The following is a 16315-nucleotide window of genomic DNA, read 5'->3' on the forward strand; positions in this document are numbered from 1 at the left end:
GTGGTTCCATGCCGATCTTCATCGACCGTCGCCTGAACCCGAAGGACAAGAGCCTCGGCAATCGCCAGCGCTTTCTCAGGCGTGCGCGCGAGGAACTGAAGCGGAGCATACGCGATCAGATCCGCACCGGCAGGATCGCCGACGCCGATGCCGAGCACGCCGTGCCCATGCCGGAGAGCGGCACTGACGAACCGAGTTTCAACAACGCCCGCAACAGCGGCAGGCGCCAGCACATCCTGCCGGGCAACAGGCATTTCTCTCCTGGAGATCTGCTCCCTAAGCCCGGCGGCGGCGGCGCGGGAGGGGCGTCCGCGGGGAATACAGCGTCTGAAGACGACTTTCGTTTCGTGCTGTCGCGTGAAGAGGTGCTCGATCTTTTTTTCGAGGATCTCGAACTCCCAGATATGGTCAAGCTCAACCTCAAGGAGATCCTTGCATTCAAGTCGCGCCGGGCTGGCTTCGCCGCCACCGGCTCACCGACCAACATCAATGTTGTGCGCACCATGCGTAACAGCCACGGCCGCCGCATTGCGCTGAGGCGTCCTAAGCAGGAGGAGTTGGACGCGATCCTCAAGGAAATCGCCGCGCTTGAGTTGGTGCCATCCAGCGTGGCGGCGCGCCAGCGCATTGCGGCATTGAGGGAGGAGCTTGACCGGCTGGAGCGGCGGCGCAGGCGAATTGCCTATGTCGATCCGGTCGACATCCGCTTCAACCGCTTCGATCCCCGACCTGTGCCGAATGCCAATGCCGTCATGTTCTGCCTAATGGATGTGTCCGGCTCGATGGGTGAACGCGAAAAGGATCTGGCAAAGCGCTTCTTCGTACTGCTGCACCTGTTCTTGAAACGGCGCTACGAGCGCATCGAGATCGTCTTCATCCGCCACACGCATCTGGCCCAGGAGGTCGATGAGGAAACATTTTTCTACAACACGCAAAGTGGCGGCACTGTCGTTTCCACCGCGCTGGAGGAAATGCACCGAATTATTGATGCACGTTACCCCGCCCACGAGTGGAACATCTACGCTGCCCAGGCCTCCGACGGTGACAATTTCGGCGGCGATTCCGAGCGATGCATAGCATTGCTCAACGGCAAGCTCATGCGGTTGTGCCAGTATTTTGCCTATGTCGAGATCATCGACGAGCGTGAAGCCCATATCTTCGGCTCGACCGAAAACGGGACATCGCTATGGCGTGCCTATAGCGAAATCGACCTGAAATGGTCGAACTTCCAGATGAGCCGCATCGCCACGCCCGCGGATATCTACCCGGTTTTTCGCCAACTCTTCGGCAGACAGCCGGCTTCCCTCAAGGTTGCATGAGGGGATTCAATGGCCAGACAAGCCGGTAAATCCAGCCTGCTTTTTTCAGGGTCCGATTGGGATTTCAAGACATTGTCGAGGACCTATGACACGATCGAGGCAATCGCGATCGAAGAGCTTCATCTCGACACCTACCCGGTGCAGATGGAGATCATCTCGTCCCAGCAGATGCTCGACGCCTATTCATCGGTCGGCATGCCACTGATGTACCGTCACTGGTCTTTCGGCAAACATTTCCTCCACCACGACCTGCTCTATCGTAAGGGCGGTCGAGGGCTTGCCTATGAACTGGTCATCAATTCCAATCCGTGCATCGTCTATCTGATGGAGGAAAACACCATGGCCCTGCAGGCCTTGGTGACGGCCCATGCTGCGCTCGGGCATAATCATTTCTTCAAGAACAACCAGCTGTTCAAGCAGTGGACGGACGCCGGGGCGATCCTCAACTACCTGGATTTCGCCAAGGGCTACATTGTCCGTTGCGAGGAGCGGCATGGCCTCGCCGCCGTAGAGGCTGTCCTTGATTCCGCCCATGCGCTGATGGCACAGGGCGTGTTCCGCTATCACAGGCCGCCGAAGCTGTCGTCGGAACGGCAGCGTGAAGGACTTCGCGAGCGCCTCGAATACGAAGAGCAAACCTATAATGATCTGTGGCGTACGCTGCCACCGTCGCAGCAAAAGGCTAACGACAAGAGAGAAGACCCGGAGCGGAAGAAATCGCTCAACCTTCCCGAGGAAAACCTGCTTTACTTCCTGGAAAAGAACAGCCTGGTCCTGGAGCCCTGGCAGCGTGAGATCGTCAGGATCGTTCGCGTCATAGCACAATATTTCTACCCACAACGACAAACGCAGGTGATGAACGAGGGCTGCGCCACTTTCGTCCACTATACGCTGATGAACATGCTGTACGATCGCGGCCAGATCAGTGAAGGCGCCATGCTGGAAATCCTGCGGAATCATTCCAACGTGGTCTTCCAGCCGGCCTACGACGATCCGCGGTTTTCGGGCATCAACCCTTACGCTCTCGGCCTCGACATGATGCAGGACATCAAGCGCATTTCGACCGAACCGACGGCCGAGGACCGCGATTGGTTTCCCGACTTCGCCGGCCGCGGCAACTGGCTAGAGGTCCTGCTCGACGCCTGGGCAGATCACCGCGACGAGTCCTTCATCCGCCAGTATCTCAGTCCGAGTTTGATCCGGAAATGGCGGCTCTTCGTGCTCGGCGACGCTGCCGACCAACCGCATTTCGAGGTTGCCTCGATCCACAACGAACGCGGCTATGCCAAGGTCCGCGCCGCGCTTGCCCACAGCTACGAGATCGGAGCAAACCAACCGGACATCCAGGTGATGGATGTCGATCTGCTTGGTGACCGGCATTTGAGACTGCAGCACAAGGTCAATGACGGTATCCTTCTCGAGGAGGCCAGCCGTGACGCCACGCTTCGTCACATCCGCAGGCTTTGGGGTTACGAGGTCAGCTTGGCGGCCGTCGACGCCGAGACGGGCGCGGCGATCCACGAACGCTCGACGAGCCAGATCGCAGAATGAGGCTCCGTAGCGGGCTGGTTTTCATGGCGCCAAAAGTGCTCCGCGGTCCTGGGCGACATGCATGATCACACGACTTGAACCGAATGGCGTCGCTGTCTTCGTTTCGACGGGACGCGTTTTTAAGCGTCGCCGGCTGGCCTGATCCTCAGCCTGGCAATCCGGTTCTTGTCGCGCTTCATGACAGTGAAGCGCTTGCCGTGGAATGTGAAAGCCTGCTTCTCCTCGGGGATCGATTGCGTCTCGTGGATAACGAGGCCGGCAATGGTGGTCGCCTCCTCATCCGGCAGGTTCCAGTCGAGCGCCCGGTTCAGGTCACGGATCGGCACCGTGCCGTCGACGACGACGGAGCCGTCGGCCTCCTGCTTGACGCCTTGGATGTCGATATCGTGCTCGTCCGCGATCTCGCCGACGATCTCCTCGATGATGTCCTCCAGCGTCACCAGCCCTTCGACTTCGCCATATTCGTCGACGACGACGGCGAAATGCGCCTTGCGGCGCAGGAAGGCGTTGAGCTGTTCCTGCAACGTCGTGGTGTCGGGCACGAACCACGGTTTCGAGGCGATCTTCATCACGTCTATCCTGGAGAAGTCGTTGCCGACTTCGTTCAAGGCGCGCAACAGATCCTTGGCGTGCAGCACGCCGACGATGTTGTCGAGCGAGCCTTTCCACAACGGCATGCGGGTGTGCGGGCTCTGTAGCATCTCGCGCACCACCGCCTCTGGCGCGTTGTCGGCGTTGACCGAGCGCATGTTGGTGCGGTGGACCATGATGTCGGAGACTTCGAGTTCGGCGAGATCGAACAGCCCACCGACGCGGTCACGGTCCTCGCGCACGACCTGGCCGTCGCGGCGGAAATCGTCGACCGCGCCGCGCAACTCATCGTGGGTGGAGCGCCGCGGCTCGATGCGCGACAGCTCATAGCCGAAAGCGGCAAGCAGGCGCGTGCGCAAGGCAACGACCAGCAGGAGGAGGACGGCAAGGACAGCGACGACGATCCAGCCGGTCTCGTTCATCTCCGAGTGCTTTCCTTCGGGCTCGGATGGTTCTCCCTGAGGAACGACAGAACTTCCGAGGCCGGCACGTCCTTGGCGATGAAGGCTTGGCCGATGCCACGCGTCAGGATGAACGTCAGCGCGCCGCGCGACACCTTCTTGTCCTGGGTGATGAAGGCAAGCAGGCTTTCGGCATCCGGCAAATCGCCCGGGATATCGGCCATGCGCCAGGGTAGGCCGACGGTGCGCAGATGCGCCTCGACGCGTGCGGCATCGTCGGGACTGGCCAGGTTGAGCCGCGACGAGAACCGATGTGCAAGGGCCATGCCAATGGCGACACCCTCGCCATGGACGAGGCGGGATCCGTCATACTGGGTGGCGGCTTCCAGTGCGTGGCCGAACGTGTGGCCGAGATTGAGCAGCGCGCGGTCGCCGGTCTCGAACTCGTCGCGCGCAACAACGTCGGCCTTGGCCCGGCAGGCTTCGGCAATGGCCTGCGCCCTCTCCGGTCCGCCAGCAAAAACCTGGCCCCAGTTCCCTTCCAGCCAGGCGAAAAATTCCGGCCGGTCGATGAGCCCATACTTGGCGAGTTCGGCATAGCCGGCGCGGAATTCGCGGATCGGCAACGTGTCGAGCACTCCGGTGTCGGCCAGCACCAGCTTCGGCTGATGGAAGACGCCGACAAGGTTCTTGCCGCGCGCACTGTTGATGCCGGTCTTGCCGCCGACGGAGGAATCGACCTGCGCCAGCAGCGAGGTCGGGATCTGCACGAAATTCATGCCGCGGCGCACGATGCCGGCTGCAAAGCCGGCAAGGTCGCCGATAACGCCGCCGCCCAAGGCGATGACAATGTCGCCGCGCTCCAGTTTCGCAGCCAGCACGCCATCCACCACCTCTTCGAGATGGGCAAAGCTCTTGGTCTTCTCGCCGGGCGGCAGCGTGATGACGGCCGACTCTATACCGCCCGTTTCGAGGCCGGCCTTCAGCACATCGAGATGCGCTGCCGCGACATTGGCGTCGGTGATCACAGCGGCGCGGGTGCCCGGCAGGCGGCGCGAAATCTCCACGCCGGCGCGTGACAGCAGTCCCGAGCCGATCAGGATGTCATAGGTCCGCTCGCCGAGGCCGACTTGGACAATGACTGGCTGATCCAGGCTCATGATCTGACCTCGCCAGTCGCCGCAGTCTCATCGATGCCGAAATGCCGACACAGCGCCTCCACCACCTCGGTTGCGATGATCTCCTTGCGATCGTCGCGAGTCGGCACCGTGACATCGGATGTCGCATAGACCGGATAGCGCTCGCTCATCAGCCGCTCCAGCACGGCGCGGGGATCGGCACTTTTCAACAGCGGCCGGTTCTGCTTCTTGGAGACGCGGTCCATCAAAAGGTCGAGTTCGGCTTTCAGCCACACCGACACGCCGTGCGCAGCGATCGCCTCGCGCGTATGCGCGTTCATGAAGGCGCCTCCGCCCGTCGAAAGCACTTGTGGGCCATTTTCCAGCACGCGCAGGATGACGCGCTGCTCCAGTGCTCTGAATTCGGTCTCGCCGTAGCGCTCGAACAGCTCCGGAACGGTCATGCGCGAGACGCTTTCGATCTCCTGGTCGCTGTCGATGAAGGGCAGCGACAGCATCGTCGCCACCTTGCGGCCGATCGCCGTCTTGCCGGCGCCCATCAACCCGACAAAGACGATGGAACGGCTGCCCAGCCGACCGAGCAGCACGGCGTGGGTCTCGTCTGGAGGATTTGCTGGCAGCGCGTTCATCGGATGTATCGAGGGCCCTCTTTGCCGGCGTATCGACATGAAAAGCCCGTTTGCGTCAAGCGTGGCGAGCACCTTGAGCCCGATATGAGCTGACGGGGCTGCATCGGAAGTTCCTGACAGGCCTCAGCTTCTTCCTTGAATTGGTCTGATTGGCGTCCCATAAGGGGACAGGGTTTGGAAACGCAGAACAAGAAGACGGGCGAAAATTGATGCCGACACTGTTTCGCTTTGTCGTGATAATAGCGATTCTGGCCGGCATTGCCTATGGTACGATGTTCGCGCTGGTGATGTTCGTGGAGCCCAAGAAGGGTGAAATAAGCGTGCGCATCCCTCCGGAGAAGCTCAATCCCAAGAAAAGTTGAACGACAAGAAACGTTGAATGAACAGCGCCGCCCGCATCGAAGCCTTTTTGGAAATGATGAGCGCCGAGCGCAGTGCGGCCGAGAACACGCTTTCCTCCTACCGCCGTGACCTCGAAGACGCCTCTGGCGAGATCGATGGCGGGCTCGCCGGCGCGACCGCCACCGATATTCGCGCCTATCTCGACGACATCGCCGCGCGCGGCTTCGCGGCCACGTCGCAGGCGCGCAAACTGTCAGCGATCCGCCAGTTCTTCAAATTCCTCTACGCCGAAGGCCTGCGCGGCGATGACCCGACCGGCACGCTGGACAGCCCGAAAAAGCGCCGTCCGCTGCCTAAGACGATGAGCGAGGCCGACACCGGCCGGCTGATCGACCGCGCGGCACTTGAGGCCGGCGATCCCAGTCTCGGCAACGATGCCCGGCTAGGCAAGAGTGAGTGGCTGGCGGCACTGCGGCTGCATGCGCTGGTCGAGGTGCTTTATGCCACCGGCCTGCGCGTTTCCGAGCTGGTTGGCCTGCCGGTGACGGTGGCGCAGCGCGACGACCGCTTCTTCATGGTGCGCGGCAAGGGCGACAAGGAGCGTATGGTCCCGCTCTCGCTCAAGGCGCGTGCGGCGATGAAGACGTGGCTTGCCGCCCGCGCCAAGGTTCCAGCCTTCGCCGACAGTCCGTTCCTGTTTCCTGCCGCATCCGACAGCGGCTATCTCTCGCGCCAGGTCTTTGCTCGAGATCTGAAAGGGCTGGCGGCAAGGGCCGGCATCGCTTCGGCGAAGATCTCGCCGCATGTGCTGCGCCATGCTTTCGCCAGCCACCTCCTGCAGAACGGCGCCGATCTCAGGGCCGTGCAGCAGTTGCTCGGCCATGCCGACATATCGACGACGCAGATTTACACCCATGTGCTGGAAGAGCGGCTGGTGCGGCTGGTCAACGATCATCATCCGCTTGCCGACTAGGCCTCATATCGCTATGTGAGGACGACGTTTCACCGCCCGGAGCCTTGGATTCAAGGGTTCCGTCAGCCATTGCCTTCCGATGTATCGGTCCGCTCACGCATGTATAATTACCTCGATTTCGAAAAGCCGGTGCAGGACCTCGAGGGCAAGATCCTCGAGCTGAAGAAGCTCGCCGAGAATGGCGAAGCGGTCGATGTCGGCGACGAGATCAGCCGGCTCGAGAAGCGCTCCCGCGATGCGCTGCGTGACGCTTACAAGGCGCTGACGCCATGGCAGAAGGTGCAGGTCGCTCGCCATCCCGACAGGCCGCATTGCGTCGACTACATCAAGGGCCTGTTCAACGATTTCACGCCGCTGGCCGGCGACCGCAATTTCGGCGAGGACCAGGCGATCGTCGGCGGCTTCGCTCGCTTCCGCGGCGAGCCTGTTGCCATCATCGGCCAGGAAAAGGGTTCCGACACGACCAGCCGCCTGAAGCACAATTTCGGCTCGGTGCGGCCGGAAGGCTACCGCAAGGCGGTGCGGCTGATGGAACTCGCCGACCGGTTCAGCATCCCGCTGCTGACGCTGGTCGACACCGCCGGCGCCTATCCCGGTGTCGGCGCCGAGGAGCGCGGCCAGGCGGAAGCCATTGCCCGTTCGACCTCCGCATGTCTTAGGCTCAGGGTGCCGTCGATCTCGGTTGTCATCGGCGAGGGCGGCTCAGGCGGCGCCATCGCCATCGCCACTGCCAATCGCGTCTACATGCTCGAACACTCCATCTATTCGGTGATTTCGCCGGAGGGCGCGGCCTCGATCCTGTGGCGCGACACGACGCGATCCAAGGACGCGGCGACGAACATGAAGATCACCGCGCAGGATCTTCTTGAGCTGAAGATCATCGACGCCATCATTCCCGAGCCGCTCGGCGGCGCGCACCGTGGCGCCGAAACCGTGATCGCCGCGACCGGCGACCTCATCGCCAGGACGATGAAGGAATTTGCCGGCGCCAACACTGATTTCCGCGAGCAGCGCCGCGAGAAATACCTGGCAATGGGCCGCAGCCTTTAGATCATGATCCGGTCCCGGCGCCACAATGTGGCGGCGCGGAGCATTTTCGCCACAAAAATGCCGCTGCATTCGGCTCAGTGAGACTGCCGCTGGGGGATGCGTCGGCACTTGCGGTAAGGAATTTGTTAGGGTTAACGGGCTTAGGGTCCGTCCACGTTCAGTGCAGTAGCCGGGCATGAATTGCCCTCGCGCCAGAGAAAAGACGATATCCGCAGCCATGTTCGCCAAGCTTGCCCGCACCGGAATCCTGATAACTGCCCTCGGCGTTGCCGGCTGCAACAATTCATCGATGAAGGATTTCGCGCCGGAGGCCAACAAACCGCTGCCCGACAAGATCCTCGCCGACATGAGGGCCAAGGGCATGGTCCGCACCTCGTCGGTGATGGCCCGCATCTTCAAGGAAGAGGGCAAGCTCGAAATCTGGAAGGCCAAGACCAACGGCCGCTATGACATGGTCGCGAGCTACGACATCTGCAAATGGTCGGGCAAACTCGGGCCGAAATACACCGAAGGTGACCGCCAGGCGCCGGAAGGCTTCTACACGGTGCGTCCGGCGCAGATGAACCCGCGTTCGAACTACCATTTGTCGTTCAATATCGGCTATCCCAATGCCTATGACCGCGCCAATGGCCGCACCGGCTCCAATTTGATGGTGCACGGCGCCTGTTCGTCGTCGGGCTGCTATTCGATGACCGACGCTCAGATCGAGCAGATCTATGCCTTCGGCCGCGACGCTTTCCAGGGCGGCCAGACCGAATTCCAGATCCAGGCGTTTCCGTTCCGCATGACCGCCGCCAACATGGCGCGCTACCGCAACGATCCGAATTACGAATTCTGGAAGATGCTGAAAGTCGGCTACGACAATTTCGAGATCACCAAGGTGCCGCCGAAGGTGGATGTCTGCGAGAAGCGCTATGTCTTCAACCAGGTTGCCGCCGACGGCCAGACATTCGATCCGACCGGTGCCTGCCCGGCGACGACGCAGCCTGATTCGCTGAAAAGCGCCTACAATTCCTACATGAGCACCTACGACGCGGCGTTCAGCGGCGCGGTCAAGGCCAGCGTGCCGGCGCCTAAGCCGACCATTGCTGGCGTCAAGGAAGCCAGCATCGTTTCCGACTGGTCCAAGCGCAGGGCGCGCGGCGAACGCGTGCCGATCGACCCGCCGTCGCTCAACACCGACGGCTCCGTCACCGAGACGACCCGCATGGGCCGTATCGATTCGCCGGCAGGCCGCAAGATGGCCGCACTCGACGCCGAAAAAGCCGCCAAGCAGAAGGCCGAGGAGCAAAGGCTGGCGGCCATAGAGGTGGCCAAGAAAGCCAAGGAAGCCGCCAGGGCGCAGGCTCTGGCTGAAAAGGAGGCCGAGAAGGCCGCCAAGGAAGCGCCTGTCGCCACCGCCACCGTCACACCCCCTTCCGAAGCCGCGCCAGTGGCAGAAACGCAAGCGGCGAGTGCCGACGAGAGCCGGGTGACAAAGCTGAAGAACAAGCTGCTCGGCATGTTCGGCGGCTGATTTCACTCGTGGCTGACCGCGCCGCTGTCTATGACCTCAGGGGGCTGAACTGTCCCCTGCCCGTGCTTAAGGCCAAGAAGCGTCTAGCCGGGATGCAACCGGGCAGCCGGCTTTGGTTAGAGACCACCGACCCGCTCGCCGTCATCGATATTCCGGCATTCTGCTCCGACAACGGCCACCAACTCATCGAAACGTCCGCGGTTTCGGGCGGCCATCGCTTCTTGGTCGAACGCGGCGAGCCGCAATCATAGAGTTCAACGCCCGGCAATTGCCAGCGGGTTGTTTTCCAGCGCCGCGCGGTCGGGTGTATCGATCGACGGCCGGTTGGTGAAGGCGGCGAACAGCCGGCGGATATAGTCTTCAGGCATGTCGAGCGTGATCAACACCAGCCGCGTGCCACGCTGGCCATCGGGCCAGCCCGGCAATTGCACCGGCGGATGCAGGATTTTCTGCACACCATGGATAACCAGCGGCCGTGATGGATCCTCGCTGAGTTCGATGACGCCCTTCATGCGCAGCAAATGCTCGCCATGCGTCGAACGCAGCAGGTCGAGAAACATTTCGATGACCGAAAACGGTACCGGGCCATCATGCACCAGGGAATAGGACCGCACACGCGAATCATGGCGATGGCCGTGATCGCGGCCATGCTCGTGATTATGCCCGTCATGATCATGATGGTGGTCGTGATCGTGCGCCGCTTCGTCGCCGAGCCAGCGCCGAACATCGGCGGATTTGGTGGAGGGATTATAGAGGCCGCAGTCGAACAGCGCCGCCACGCCTGTCCCCGTGTCGCCGGCGTCGAACAATTCGGCGCCCGGATTGATCTGCCGCAGTCGCGCCCGCAGCGTTTCCAGTTCATGCGGATCGGTGACCAAATCGGCTTTGCTGAGCACGATACGATCGGCGACGGCAACCTGCTTGACCGCCTCGACATGGGCATCGAGCGTCGCTTCCCCGTTGACGGCGTCGACCAAAGTGATGACGCCGTCGAGCCGGAAGGCCTGGATCAGCGCCGGGTGCGCCATGATCGACTGCAGCACCGGCGCCGGGTCGGCCAGCCCCGTGGTTTCGACGATGACACGGGCGAGCCGGGCGATGCGGCCGGTCTGTAGCCGGTCGACCAAGTCGGCCAGCGTGTCGACCAGTTCGCCGCGCACCGTGCAGCACAGGCAACCATCGGAAAGCTGGATGATGCCGTCGGAAGACTGCTCAACCAGCAAATGGTCGATCGCCACCTCGCCGAACTCGTTGATGATGACCGCCGTGTCGGCGAGCGCCGGATCCTTCAACAGCCGGTTGAGCAGCGTCGTCTTGCCGGCGCCGAGAAAACCGGTCAGCACCGATACGGGGATCGGGAAGCCGCTCATTGATCTCTATCTGCATGTCTGAGCATGGTCTTTTTCCGAAAAGGTATAAAAATTTCGCTGTCGCGGACCTTCGGTTCGGATGGGCTCTAGTTCGCGACCTTGACCGGCTGGTCGCCTTGCGCCGCGGAGCCGGCAATCTTCGGGCCCGGGCCGGCCGGTGCCGGTCTGTCGGGCCGCCAACTCGGAATAGGCACGTCGGCGTAGTCCTGGCCGCCCTGGTCGAGAATAGCTTTCGGCGCTGGACCCGTGGCGCCGCCAAGGCCGACGGCAACCAGCGTCGGCACATGGTCGAGCTTTTTCTGATAGGTCGATTTCGGCACGTTCTTGGCAGCAACTGGCGGCGCTTCGGACTGTTCCTGACGCGCCTTCTTCTTGCAGATCTCGTCATGCATGTCGTTGGGCGAGACCAGATCGCCGTAGGGCGCCAGCGTGGTGACGGTGTCCGAGCCGGCGGCAGGCGTGTCAAATCCCTGGTCCAGCAATCGCGCGGCGGTCTCGGCACGAGTGACCGCCGACTTTTCGCCAAGCACCACCGCGACCAGCGTGCGCCCGTTGCGGGTCGCCGACCCGATCATGTTGAAGCCGGAGGGGCAGACAAAGCCGGTCTTCATGCCGTCGGCGCCGGGATAACGGCCGATCAAGAGATTGTAGTTGGGAATAGCCTTCTTGCCGACGGCAAGTCCTTCTATCGAAAACCAGGACGCATATTCCGGGAACTCGCGCCGGATGGCCATCACCAGGACGGCGAGGTCGCGTGCCGTCGTGTACTGGTCGGGCGAATAGAGCCCGTTAGGATTGACGAAATGCGTGCCGTTCATGCCAAGCCGGGTCGCCTCGGCATTCATCCGATCGGCAAAGGCTGCCTGGGAACCGCCGACATTTTCGCCGACGGCCATGGCGATGTCGTTGGCCGATTTGACCAGCATCATCTTCAGCGCATTGTCGAGCCGCATCACGGACCCTGGCTTGAATCCCATCTTGCTTGGCGGCTCGGAGGCGGAGTGTTTCGTCACCGTGATCGGCGAATCGAGCTGAACCTCGCCGGCCGCGATCGCCCGAAAGGTCACATAGGCGGTCATCAGCTTGCTCAGCGACGCCGGATACCAGCGCTTGAATGCATCCTGATGCTGCAGGATCTTGCCGCTGCCGAGGTCGAACACAACAATCGGATTGGCCAGCGCCGGCCCGACCAGGACCGACAGCGCTATTGTGCCAGCCGAGAATAGCTTGAGGAAATGCCTGTGCCGCATGATCAAATCCGAAATCGCCTCTTGCCGTAGTCGCCCCTGGCTCCGTAAGATTTCGTTACGTGATCGCCAGCATATTGGTCCGACCCTCAAAAACCGGACCGCATTGATGCGGTGCTATTTACCCTATGTGACGCCAAGATGGCAAAGTGCCTGGCGATCACAATTGCAAGCAGCGGACAACACCGCCTGTCCCAACAGCGAGATGGAACCACCATGCCAATCCTGAACCGTGCCGCCGAAATGCAGGACGAAGTTGCCGGCTGGCGCCAGCATCTACACCAGACGCCAGAACTCAACTTCGACGTCTTCAAGACCGCTGCCTTCGTCACCGAGAAGCTGAAAGCCTTCGGTTGCGACGATGTGGTCACCGGTCTCGGCAAGACCGGCGTCGTTGGCATCATCCGCGGCCGCCAGGGCGAAGGCCCCACCATCGGCCTGCGCGCCGACATGGACGCGCTGCCGCTCAACGAGATATCAGGCAAGCCCTACGCCTCCACCATCCCCGGCAAGATGCATGCCTGCGGCCATGACGGCCACACGGCAATGCTTTTGGGTGCCGCGAAATACCTCGCCGAGACCCGCAACTTCACCGGCTCCGTCGCGCTGATCTTCCAGCCGGCGGAGGAAGGTGGCGGCGGCGGCAACGAGATGGTCAAGGACGGCATGATGGACCGTTTCGACATTTCCAAAGTATTCGGCATGCACAATATGCCAGGCCTGCCTGTCGGGCAGTTCGCCATTCGCCCAGGCCCGATCATGGCCGCAACCGCCGAATTCACCATCACTGTGCGCGGCAAGGGCGGCCATGCGGCGATGCCGCACGGCACGATCGACCCGATCGTAATCACCAGCCAACTGGTCGGCGCCTTGCAGACGATCGCCTCGCGCAGCACCGACCCGGTCGAGGCCGTGGTGGTGTCGGTGACCAAGTTCCACGCCGGCGATGCCTACAACATCATCCCGGAAACCGCCGAAATCGCCGGTACGGTGCGCACCTTGCGCAAGGAAATCGCCAAAAAATCGGAAGAGCGCATCCGAACCATCTGTGCCGGGCTGGCGACCGCCTTTGGGGCCAGGATCGAGGTCGACTACCAGGCAAATTACCCCGTGACTTTCAACCACGCGGAAGAAACGATCTTTGCCAGCGATGTCGCAATCGGTGTCGCCGGTGACGCCTACGTCCACCGCGGCATCCAGCCGGTGATGGGCGGCGAGGATTTCTCCTATATGCTGGAAGCCCGCCCAGGCGCCTTCATCTTCATCGGCAATGGCGACACCGCCGGTCTCCACAACCCCGCCTACGATTTCAATGACGAGGCCATCCCGCACGGCATGAGCTATTGGGTGAAGCTGGCGGAAACGGCGCTGGCCGCTTGATTGTCTTCAGCGCAAACGGCTGGCCGAATTGCATTCGTCCAGCCTCTTGGCGAAACGATCCGAAGCGGCTATGTGTCTGGCCGCGTGGTCCCGTAGCTCAGTAGGATAGAGCGGCAGATTCCTAATCTGTAGGTCACAGGTTCGATTCCTGTCGGGATCACCAATGTTTTCAAGGGCTTAGAGAGAAATCCGCCGTATTTTTTTGCGAATTTAGTACGGCGAATTTCTTAGACCTTCAGACTCCTGGCAGGCCTACCCAAGAATCAAAGGCCTAAATCCGTGGCGAAGCGGGGAGGCACGATTGCGGAAGCTGCTATCGCAGTTGTGTGCGTCGAGTTCTGCAAAATGGCGTGGCAGTAGCTGTGACGTCGGCGTGTCCGCGGCGCAGCTCCCGTATTTAGTGGAGCGGCGGACACATGACGGTGCTCAGGCGGCCAATGCTCTCAGGCTCTCCTTCTTGCGCTCTCGCAGATGATCCATGTTGAGCTCCACCCTCGCCCTCTCGCTGGCGATCCTTCGCGTAGCGGCTGAGATCGCGATCACCCGATGAATTACCCGAGACTTTGACTGGCGAGGGCGTAGGTTACCGGTGCAACTGCACCGCGGACGGCAAAATCGGCGAGGCGTTTGCCCATCGACATGGTGAGCACCGTGTCGAAAACAGGCATTCCGCTGTGCGACAAAAAGGCAGCGAACTCGCCATGGTCCATGTGGGTGTCGATCCGCAGGAAAGACCCCGAATGGTCGGCAACGTGCGGCCGGACGATCACCACGGCGTCGGCGTCGCTTTCCGCCACGACCGGCCCCACGACATGGCCCCGTCCGAACGGCCGGCAGAGCGCGAATGCGCTCAGCCTGCCATCCTTGAAAAGACCGTAGCCGGCCGAGTGTGCGAAAAGCCTTTCGATGAGTGCCGCCCGCCTCACGCCAAATCCTGCAGCGTCGAGCGCTATTGCTGCGGGAATGTCCCTAGCTTCCAAAGTCCGGACATCACCTCGAATAGGTCTGTCCGTTGTTTGCAGGCGGGCGATGCCCTGGCAATGATAAACGGTCTTCTCTGGCTGGAAGTCGAGCGAGAGATAGAGTCGCCGTGCCGCCCTGGTCGCATTGAGGCGCAAGTCGCGGCCAACTACCCTGTCGAAGACCCGCTTCATCAGCCATTGCCCCGCCCCCAGCGTCTGGAGCCGCGGCGAGGTGATGACCATGCCCACGGTTGCGAAGTCGGTGCCGTGCGCGAACCACATGGCCGAGCCGAGAACCCGGCCGATCTCGTCGAGAGCCACGAACCCCTCTCCCGATTGGCGCAAGAACTGCCAATCCTCGGCGCGATGCGGCCATCCCACGGAGAGCGATAGCGCGTGCAAGCGGTCCAACTCGACGCTTTGGATGTCGTCGATCCGCATCGAGAAGGTATCGATTTTCAAGCTCTCGGAAGGCTTCAAGTCCATGCCCCTGAAAGATTACCACGCCAGAGCGGCCATTCTCTGCCGCCACGCTAAACGAGCAGACCGGTAAGATTTGCTCAAATGCCGCGCAGCAACGCAAGATTCAACTGAAACATTTCAGCTTTCGGCACGCAATCGCGAAAGAATGCACGCACCCTTTTTGGAATCTAGCAGCATATGATCGACGGCACCGATCCCGGCGAACCCGAAACGCTTTGAGGGCTGGAATGGACGTCTTCGACATCCTCGATCGTCTCGTCGCCTTTCCATCGGTCGCCGGCAAGCCGAACGCCGATATTGCCGGCTGGATCGAGGCCTATCTCGCGCAGCACAGCACGCGGGTCACTTTGCTGCCGGGACCGGAAGGCGATCGTTCCAATCTTTTCGCGACGATCGGCCCCGCCGATGTCCCGGGCTACATTCTGTCCGGCCATATGGACGTTGTTCCCGCCAGCGAGCCGCAATGGAGTTCGGCGCCTTTTGCGCTGCGCAAGGAGGGCAAACGGCTCTACGGACGTGGCACCACGGACATGAAGGGGTTTCTTGCCGCGGCACTCGCGGCCGTGCCCATGCTGGCGGGGCTGCGCCTCGCCAGGCCAATCCACCTCGCCTTCTCCTATGACGAGGAGGTGGGATGCCGCGGCGTGCCACACCTGATCGCCCGGCTTCCCGAGCTTTGCGCAAAACCGCTCGGCGTCATCGTCGGCGAGCCGAGCGGCATGCGCGCCGTGCGCGGCCACAAGGGCAAGGCGGCCGCCCGTATAACCATCAAAGGGCGCCCCGGCCATTCTTCACGGCCTGATCTTGGGCTCAACGCCATTCATGCGATGTCCGAAGCGCTGACCGCGACTGTGAACGAAGCCGAGCGGCTGACGCACGGCCCGTTCAACTCCGCCTTCGAGCCGGCCTACTCCTCGTTGCAAGCGGGCGTGGTGGCGGGCGGACATCAGGTCAACATCATCCCCGACACCTGCACGCTGGACCTGGAGGCACGCGCCATACCTGGCGTCGACCCGGCAAGCCTGCTGGCGCCTGTAAGAGCGCGCGCAGAGGCCCTTGCGGCCAATGGCTTTCGCATCGAGTGGACACCGATGAGCGCCTATCCGGCGCTGTCGCTGCCGCAGGATGCGCCACTTGCGGGACTGCTGCGCGAATTGACCGGCGAGGTGCCGCTCGCCGCCGTCAGCTACGGCACGGAGGCCGGACTTTACCAGGCCGCGGGGTTCGAGGCGATCATCTGCGGCCCCGGCGACATAGACCGCGCCCACAAGCCGGACGAATACATTCTCGCCAGCGAACTCACCGCCTGCCAGCAATTGATCGAGACATTGGGCGCCCGTTGCGCGACGTGAAGGGGCAGCC

At 62.0% G+C, this 16315-nt stretch carries 15 protein-coding genes and 1 tRNA gene; 10 read left to right on the plus strand and 6 right to left on the minus strand.

Translation table 11 applies throughout. From position 1 onward, the window contains the following. Positions 1–8: 8 nt before the first annotated feature. Positions 9–1319 (plus strand): YeaH/YhbH family protein, encoded by a 1311-nt coding sequence (locus NKJ90_RS16565; RefSeq protein WP_352486365.1) that lies wholly within the window; start codon positions 9–11, stop codon positions 1317–1319. A gap of 9 nt (positions 1320–1328) precedes the next feature. Beyond that, positions 1329–2870 carry a SpoVR family protein gene (locus tag NKJ90_RS16570; RefSeq protein ID WP_023757269.1) on the plus strand — a complete coding sequence of 514 codons (1542 nt, stop codon included), beginning with the start codon at positions 1329–1331 and terminating at the stop codon, positions 2868–2870. A 119-nt stretch (positions 2871–2989) separates the two neighbouring features. Here the strand turns inward: NKJ90_RS16570 and NKJ90_RS16575 are convergent, their stop codons facing one another. Genes NKJ90_RS16575 through NKJ90_RS16585 form a run of 3 tightly spaced genes read right to left on the minus strand, consistent with a single transcriptional unit; the run spans position 2990 to position 5630 of the window. Further along, positions 2990–3883: an HlyC/CorC family transporter gene (locus NKJ90_RS16575; RefSeq protein WP_023757270.1), complete on the minus strand. Its 894-nt coding sequence runs from the start codon at positions 3881–3883 to the stop codon at positions 2990–2992. Beyond that, complete coding sequence (aroB, locus tag NKJ90_RS16580) at positions 3880–5022, minus strand: 3-dehydroquinate synthase (protein ID WP_023757271.1); 1143 nt, start codon at positions 5020–5022, stop codon at positions 3880–3882. The genes NKJ90_RS16575 and aroB overlap by 4 nt, the downstream gene beginning before the upstream one ends. Continuing rightward, positions 5019–5630 (minus strand): shikimate kinase, encoded by a 612-nt coding sequence (locus tag NKJ90_RS16585; protein WP_023757272.1) that lies wholly within the window; start codon positions 5628–5630, stop codon positions 5019–5021. The genes aroB and NKJ90_RS16585 overlap by 4 nt, the downstream gene beginning before the upstream one ends. A gap of 209 nt (positions 5631–5839) precedes the next feature. Here NKJ90_RS16585 and NKJ90_RS16590 point away from each other — a divergent pair, with 209 nt between their 5' ends. The 5 genes from NKJ90_RS16590 (at position 5840) to NKJ90_RS16610 (ending at position 9762) form a co-directional block, all read left to right on the plus strand. Beyond that, positions 5840–5992 carry a hypothetical protein gene (locus tag NKJ90_RS16590; RefSeq protein ID WP_023757273.1) on the plus strand — a complete coding sequence of 51 codons (153 nt, stop codon included), beginning with the start codon at positions 5840–5842 and terminating at the stop codon, positions 5990–5992. 17 nt (positions 5993–6009) lie between these two features. Further along, on the plus strand, positions 6010–6945 hold the full coding sequence (locus NKJ90_RS16595; protein WP_023757274.1) for a site-specific tyrosine recombinase XerD: 936 nt from the start codon (positions 6010–6012) through the stop codon (positions 6943–6945). 99 nt (positions 6946–7044) lie between these two features. Further along, on the plus strand, positions 7045–7995 hold the full coding sequence (locus NKJ90_RS16600) for an acetyl-CoA carboxylase carboxyltransferase subunit alpha (RefSeq protein WP_023757275.1): 951 nt from the start codon (positions 7045–7047) through the stop codon (positions 7993–7995). 217 nt (positions 7996–8212) lie between these two features. After that, on the plus strand, positions 8213–9511 hold the full coding sequence (locus NKJ90_RS16605) for a L,D-transpeptidase family protein (protein ID WP_023757276.1): 1299 nt from the start codon (positions 8213–8215) through the stop codon (positions 9509–9511). A gap of 8 nt (positions 9512–9519) precedes the next feature. Then, positions 9520–9762: a sulfurtransferase TusA family protein gene (locus NKJ90_RS16610; RefSeq protein WP_023757277.1), complete on the plus strand. Its 243-nt coding sequence runs from the start codon at positions 9520–9522 to the stop codon at positions 9760–9762. A gap of 3 nt (positions 9763–9765) precedes the next feature. Here the strand turns inward: NKJ90_RS16610 and NKJ90_RS16615 are convergent, their stop codons facing one another. Both NKJ90_RS16615 and NKJ90_RS16620 read right to left on the minus strand, forming a co-directional pair. After that, entirely contained in the window at positions 9766–10881 is a 1116-nt protein-coding gene (locus NKJ90_RS16615; RefSeq protein WP_023757278.1) for a CobW family GTP-binding protein, read from the minus strand. 86 nt (positions 10882–10967) lie between these two features. Further along, positions 10968–12131 (minus strand): D-alanyl-D-alanine carboxypeptidase family protein, encoded by a 1164-nt coding sequence (locus tag NKJ90_RS16620; protein ID WP_023757279.1) that lies wholly within the window; start codon positions 12129–12131, stop codon positions 10968–10970. A 213-nt stretch (positions 12132–12344) separates the two neighbouring features. Here NKJ90_RS16620 and NKJ90_RS16625 point away from each other — a divergent pair, with 213 nt between their 5' ends. Together NKJ90_RS16625 and NKJ90_RS16630 are read left to right on the plus strand one after the other, a co-directional pair. After that, entirely contained in the window at positions 12345–13508 is a 1164-nt protein-coding gene (locus NKJ90_RS16625; RefSeq protein ID WP_023757280.1) for a M20 aminoacylase family protein, read from the plus strand. Between the two features lie 86 nt (positions 13509–13594). Beyond that, positions 13595–13671: transfer RNA gene (locus NKJ90_RS16630), tRNA-Arg, on the plus strand. A 388-nt stretch (positions 13672–14059) separates the two neighbouring features. Here the strand turns inward: NKJ90_RS16630 and NKJ90_RS16635 are convergent. After that, the gene (locus tag NKJ90_RS16635; RefSeq protein ID WP_023757281.1) at positions 14060–14956 is read right to left on the minus strand and encodes a GNAT family N-acetyltransferase; all 897 of its coding nucleotides are present in this window, start codon (positions 14954–14956) and stop codon (positions 14060–14062) included. Positions 14957–15180: 224 nt separating this feature from the next. Between NKJ90_RS16635 and argE the strand changes: the two genes are divergently transcribed. Beyond that, positions 15181–16305 carry an acetylornithine deacetylase gene (argE, locus tag NKJ90_RS16640; protein WP_023757282.1) on the plus strand — a complete coding sequence of 375 codons (1125 nt, stop codon included), beginning with the start codon at positions 15181–15183 and terminating at the stop codon, positions 16303–16305. The last annotated feature ends 10 nt before the right edge of the window (positions 16306–16315 follow it).

It is taken from the genome of Mesorhizobium sp. M0051 (genome assembly GCF_040323235.1).
Classification (GTDB): domain Bacteria; phylum Pseudomonadota; class Alphaproteobacteria; order Rhizobiales; family Rhizobiaceae; genus Mesorhizobium.